The organism is Dokdonia ponticola, from assembly GCF_042653865.1.
Taxonomy (GTDB): domain Bacteria; phylum Bacteroidota; class Bacteroidia; order Flavobacteriales; family Flavobacteriaceae; genus Dokdonia; species Dokdonia ponticola.
This window is the reverse complement of the sequence record NZ_JBHSFV010000033.1, coordinates 1-5,042: the sequence shown is the minus strand read 5'-3', so window position 1 is coordinate 5,042 and position 5,042 is coordinate 1. Positions and strand designations below refer to the sequence as shown.

General features: G+C 36.2%; 6 protein-coding genes, 1 tRNA gene and 1 pseudogene. 7 read left to right on the top strand and 1 reads right to left on the bottom strand.

The window, feature by feature from the left end; all coding sequences use genetic code 11:
- The 7 genes from ACFO3O_RS22440 to ACFO3O_RS22410 form a co-directional block, all read left to right on the top strand.
- Window positions 1–337: type IX secretion system membrane protein PorP/SprF (locus ACFO3O_RS22440; protein WP_379983029.1), on the top strand; the 337-nt coding region annotated here is incomplete at its 5' end.
- Between the two features lie 11 nt (window positions 338–348).
- On the top strand, window positions 349–2,307 hold the full coding sequence (locus tag ACFO3O_RS22435) for an OmpA family protein (protein WP_379983061.1): 1,959 nt from the start codon (window positions 349–351) through the stop codon (window positions 2,305–2,307).
- A gap of 87 nt (window positions 2,308–2,394) precedes the next feature.
- Window positions 2,395–2,913 carry an isopentenyl-diphosphate Delta-isomerase gene (gene idi, locus ACFO3O_RS22430; protein ID WP_379983060.1) on the top strand — a complete coding sequence of 173 codons (519 nt, stop codon included), beginning with the start codon at window positions 2,395–2,397 and terminating at the stop codon, window positions 2,911–2,913.
- Complete coding sequence (locus tag ACFO3O_RS22425) at window positions 2,910–3,320, top strand: 6-pyruvoyl trahydropterin synthase family protein (protein ID WP_379983059.1); 411 nt, start codon at window positions 2,910–2,912, stop codon at window positions 3,318–3,320. Before idi ends, ACFO3O_RS22425 begins: the two co-directional genes overlap by 4 nt.
- A gap of 60 nt (window positions 3,321–3,380) precedes the next feature.
- The gene (locus ACFO3O_RS22420; protein ID WP_379983058.1) at window positions 3,381–4,355 is read left to right on the top strand and encodes a type I phosphomannose isomerase catalytic subunit; all 975 of its coding nucleotides are present in this window, start codon (window positions 3,381–3,383) and stop codon (window positions 4,353–4,355) included.
- A 41-nt stretch (window positions 4,356–4,396) separates the two neighbouring features.
- Entirely contained in the window at window positions 4,397–4,663 is a 267-nt protein-coding gene (locus tag ACFO3O_RS22415; RefSeq protein ID WP_379983057.1) for a hypothetical protein, read from the top strand.
- A 59-nt stretch (window positions 4,664–4,722) separates the two neighbouring features.
- Window positions 4,723–4,796 (top strand) — tRNA-Thr (locus tag ACFO3O_RS22410).
- Window positions 4,797–4,937: 141 nt separating this feature from the next.
- Here ACFO3O_RS22410 and ACFO3O_RS22635 read toward each other — a convergent pair.
- Window positions 4,938–5,042 (bottom strand): annotated as a pseudogene (locus ACFO3O_RS22635) (ISAon1 family transposase); the annotation flags it as partial.

Sequence of the window (5,042 nt, the reverse complement as noted above, 5' to 3'; positions counted from 1 at the left end):
CGGAATATTAGGATATGCTTTTGATATTTCTGACCAAGTAAAATTCAAGCCAAGTACATTGATTAAAGCGGTAGCTGGAGCTCCTTTACAAGTAGATCTTACAGCAAATTTCTTATTTCTAGAGAAGTTGCATTTAGGTGCTGCATATAGATGGGATGCCGCATTTAGTGGTCTTGCAGGTTTTCAAGTATCAGACAGTATGCTCATAGGTCTTGCATATGATCGGGAGACTACAGATTTGGGCAATACAACATTTAATGACGGAAGTTTTGAAGTATTCTTACGTTTTGAGCTCTTTAACGAATATGATAGGTTATTAACTCCTAGATTCTTCTAATATTTATACTCATGAAAAAGTATTTTATTCTCTTATTTATTTTATCTACCCCTGTCATTACAATAGCTCAGCAAAGTAAAATTTCTAGAGGAAATAAAGTCTATACTAATTTTGAGTTCGTAAACGCACAAGAAATTTATCAAAAAGTAGCAGATAAGGGATATGAATCTGCCGATCTTTATAAAAGATTAGGTGACTCCTATTATTTGAATGCATCATATGAGAAAGCACAACTTTGGTACGGAAAACTTATCGAAAAATATGCTGATAACGTAGACGCAGAAACGTATTTTAGGTATGCAATAGCGCTTAAAGGAACTAAAGATTACAAACGTTCTGATGAGATCATGTCTCGATTTGCTGAATTAAACGAAAGTGATAAAAGAGCACAAATTTTTAAGAATCATCCAGATTATTTAGAAGATATTGATGCTTATAAAGACATGTATACGGTCACAGAAACAACAATTAACTCTGGATATTCCGATTTTGGAGCTGCTTTTTATGAAGATAAACTTATTTTTTCTTCGGCAAAAGACACAGGATCTTTTGTAAAAAGGGTACACGCATGGAATGGGCAACCGTTTCTAGACCTTTACGAAGTCCCCGTAGACTTGGTGTATAGTCAAGAAGCAACTCTTAAGAATACCAAAAAATTTGATAGACGAATTAACACCCCTTTTCATGAAAGTACTCCTGTATTTACAAAAGATGGAAATACAGTGTACTTTACCCGTAATAATTATAATGATGGGAATTATAGAGATGATGCAGACGGAATTAATAAATTAAAGATTTATAAAGCAGTAAAAAATAATAAAGATAAATGGAGTGCAATCGAAGAGCTTCCTTTTTCTAGCGATGCGTATACAATAGCCCATCCAGCATTAAGTCCTGATGAAAAAAGATTGTATTTCTCTTCGGATATGCCTGGAACTTTTGGAGATGCAGATTTATGGTATGTTACTATAAAAGATGATGGCACATATAGTGCGCCTGTAAATTTAGGAGATCAGATTAATACAGAAGGGAGAGAATCCTATCCATTTATATGTGATGAGAATGATTTGTATTTTGCATCCAACGGGCATTTGGGGCTAGGAGGATTAGACGTTTTTCAAACAACGGTAGGGGATAATGGAGAAGTGTCTGCGATTATAAACCTAGGAGCACCTGTAAATACATCAAAAGATGATTTTGCTTTTATTATTGATCATGTTTCTAATAAAGGCTTCCTTTCTTCAAATCGAGCACAAGAAGCTGTAAATGATGATATTTATATGCTGGAGCGTATCAAAACACCACCGCCTCCATGCGTTATTGATTTGACAGGACTGGTTACTGATAAAGATACTGGAGAAAAGTTATCTGGGGTAACAGTGACGTTATATGATATAAACAAAAATGTATTTGGGACTGAAGTTACAGATGCAACGGCTACTTTTTCTTTTGATCCTAGCTGTGATAGAGAAATGCTAGTAAGAGCGGAAAAAGAAGGCTATATTCCTGAAGAAATAATGATTACGACTCCTGCGACATCTGCCTCCCTTAACGAATTGTTACAATTAGAAAAGATAAATAAACCATTAATTCCTGGAACAGATATCACTACTATTTTGGACTTAAACCCTATCTATTTTGATTTTGATCGATATACTATACGACAAGATGCAGCGGTAGAATTAGCAAAAGTACAATCAGTAATGGAAGAATACCCTACCTTACGTATTGACGTACGATCACATACAGATAGTCGAGGAAATGATATATACAATGAGCGTTTATCGCAAAAAAGAAATGATGCGACCATACAATGGCTCGTGGATAATGGCATAGACAGATCACGATTAACAGGGAGAGGTTATGGAGAGTCACAACCTGTAAATAACTGTACAAATAATGTAGCGTGTAGTGAAGCCGCACATCAAGACAATAGGCGTAGTGAATTTATTATATTGGGGGATAGATAAAGGAAATCTACGTCTATTTTAAAAGCGCTCAATTTATGGGCGCTTTTTTTATTTAATAAATAAGCCTATTTTGTATTTTTACACTCTATGAAAGAAGAACTCGTCATCCTGGTCGATGAACAGGATAATCAAATAGGCTTAATGCCTAAAATGGAAGCTCACGAAAAAGCAGTCCTTCATCGCGCTTTTTCCGTTTTTATATTTAATGATAAAAATGAGCTTATGTTACAGCAAAGAGCCCTGCATAAATACCATTCTCCAGGGTTATGGACCAATACCTGTTGTAGTCATCAGCGGGATGGAGAGACTAACATCATGGCGGGTACCCGAAGATTACAAGAAGAAATGGGCTTTGTGGTTCCGCTTAAAGAAACCACCTCATTCATTTACAAAGCTCCTTTTGACAATGGCCTCACAGAGCATGAGCTTGATCATATTCTTTTAGGAACCTATAATGATGAACCTATTATCAACGAAGATGAAGTCGCTTCTTGGAAGTGGATGCCATTAGAACACGTAAAAGAAGACATACAAGGGCATCCAGAAATGTATACGGAGTGGTTTAAAATTATTTTTGAAAAATTTTATTCCCATTTAGAGTCATGAGAATCACCGTAAACAGACATGCACATTTTAATGCCGCTCACCGTTTGTACAGAAAAGATTGGGATGAAGCGACCAATACAAATGTCTTTGGAAAATGTAGTAACCCTAATTTTCACGGACATAATTACGAACTCATTGTAGGGATTACTGGAGAAATCAATCCAGAAACAGGATATTTAATCGACTTAAAAATTGTCAAAGATTTGATTAAGTCAGAAGTAGAAGACGCTTTTGATCATAAAAACTTAAACCTCGAAGTCCCCGAATTCAAAGACCTGAATCCTACAGCCGAAAACATAGCTGTTGTCATATACAATAAAATGAAACCCGTACTTGATCCAAAATTTGATCTCACGATTACTTTATATGAAACGCCTCGTAATTTTGTGGTGTATACAGGAGGATAAATAAAAACAAAAAACTATTTGACAGACATGTTATAACCCAGATCATAAATCAATTCCTATATGAAGATTACTCATTGGTACCCGATTCAGTTTCAGCCGATACTCAAAGAAAAAATATGGGGTGGCAAACAACTTAAAACATTTTTATCCAAAACAGATAAGGATGTCCCTTTCGGCGAAAGTTGGGAAATTGCAGACCTACCCAATGGACAAAGCGTGGTGACACAAGGTGATTTAAAGGGGAAAACATTAGGGGAGGTGGTATCCGCTTTCGCGAAAGCGGTCTTAGGCGCACCCGTCGTAGATAGATTTGGCAATAACTTCCCACTTCTCATTAAATACATTGCTGCCGCCGATAATTTGTCAGTACAACTTCATCCCGATGACACACTCGCTGAAGCACTGCACGGGGGAAAGGGAAAGACAGAAATGTGGTATATCATAAAAGCCGATCCAGGAGCGCAAATTATTATTGGTTTTGAAGGAGAGATGACCCCAGAAAAATTTGACGCTTCCATCGCTAACGGAACGCTAAATGACCATCTTCAATATATAAACGTCAAGGCTGGAGACTCGTTTTTTATACAAGCAGGATTGATTCATGCGATAGGAAAAGGAGTTGTACTAGCAGAGATTCAGCAAACATCAGATATAACTTATCGGGTGTATGATTATGATCGGCCACAGGCAGACGGTAGTTTACGAGAATTACATATAGAAAATGCTCGTAAAGCATTGCAGTACAAAAATCCAGATAATTATATTTTACCACATGACCCTGAGAAAATAGGTGTACAAGTGTTAAAACACTGCCCATTTTTTAAAACAGATATTGTGCAATTAGGATCGTCTTCTCACATCATAGATCGCTCTGATAGTTTTACAGTACTTATGGTAGTTGCTAGGAAAATGACCTGTATTCACAATGAGAATACGTATGAATTGGCCCTAGGGGAGACCGTATTAATTCCTGCGGCGTGCACATCTGTACAACTTAAAGGCGAAGGGGCTAAATTTCTTGAAGTTTATCTGTAAAACGCTCTAAATTATCTTAATTTTGCACCAAATAAAAGATTATGGCAAATATTAGAGATTTAAAGAAAGACATCAATTTTGTATTAGGAGATATCATTGATGCTGTATACGTTTGGGAAGCAATTAATCCAGACGCAGAAGCTTCAAAAGGCGAAGCAGTAATTGATGATGCAATTGAGACTTTTGATGTGCTTATCGCAAAAGTAAATGACAGAAAAGTAGAAAACAGGAAAAAACATATAAAGACAGTACGTGCTGAGCTTGAGGAAAAAGCAACAGCTCTTGTAGAACGTATTAATAAATTATAATTTTTTTTTTAAAAAGTTGTTGCAAATATGAGATACTATTTTATATTTGCAGCCGCAATGCCGATGTAGCTCAGCTGGCTAGAGCAGCTGATTTGTAATCAGCAGGTCGTGGGTTCGAGTCCCTCCATCGGCTCTTTAAAAAGCTTCTCCAATACGAGAAGCTTTTTTGTTTTCTATATGTTTCAACACGACCATAAGTGGGATCAAGACCAATTGTTGTGTTTATGCAAATATTCTAGTTAATCTAAATAGGGATCAAGACCAATTGTTGTGTTTATGCAAATATTCTAGTTAATCTAAATAGGAAGAATTCTACATTTTTGACACCTCTGAATTGTGCTCTAAATGCTTTGATTTTTGCATTAAAGGATTCTGCTGA

Excerpts from the sequence above, each read along its gene's own strand:
- idi (WP_379983060.1), top strand. The coding sequence starts at position 2,395 with ATGAAAGAAGAACTCGTCATCCTGGTCGATGAACAGGATAATCAAATA.
- ACFO3O_RS22425 (WP_379983059.1), top strand. The coding sequence starts at position 2,910 with ATGAGAATCACCGTAAACAGACATGCACATTTTAATGCCGCTCACCGT.
- ACFO3O_RS22420 (WP_379983058.1), top strand. The coding sequence starts at position 3,381 with ATGAAGATTACTCATTGGTACCCGATTCAGTTTCAGCCGATACTCAAA.
- ACFO3O_RS22435 (WP_379983061.1), top strand. The coding sequence starts at position 349 with ATGAAAAAGTATTTTATTCTCTTATTTATTTTATCTACCCCTGTCATT.
- ACFO3O_RS22415 (WP_379983057.1), top strand. The coding sequence starts at position 4,397 with ATGGCAAATATTAGAGATTTAAAGAAAGACATCAATTTTGTATTAGGA.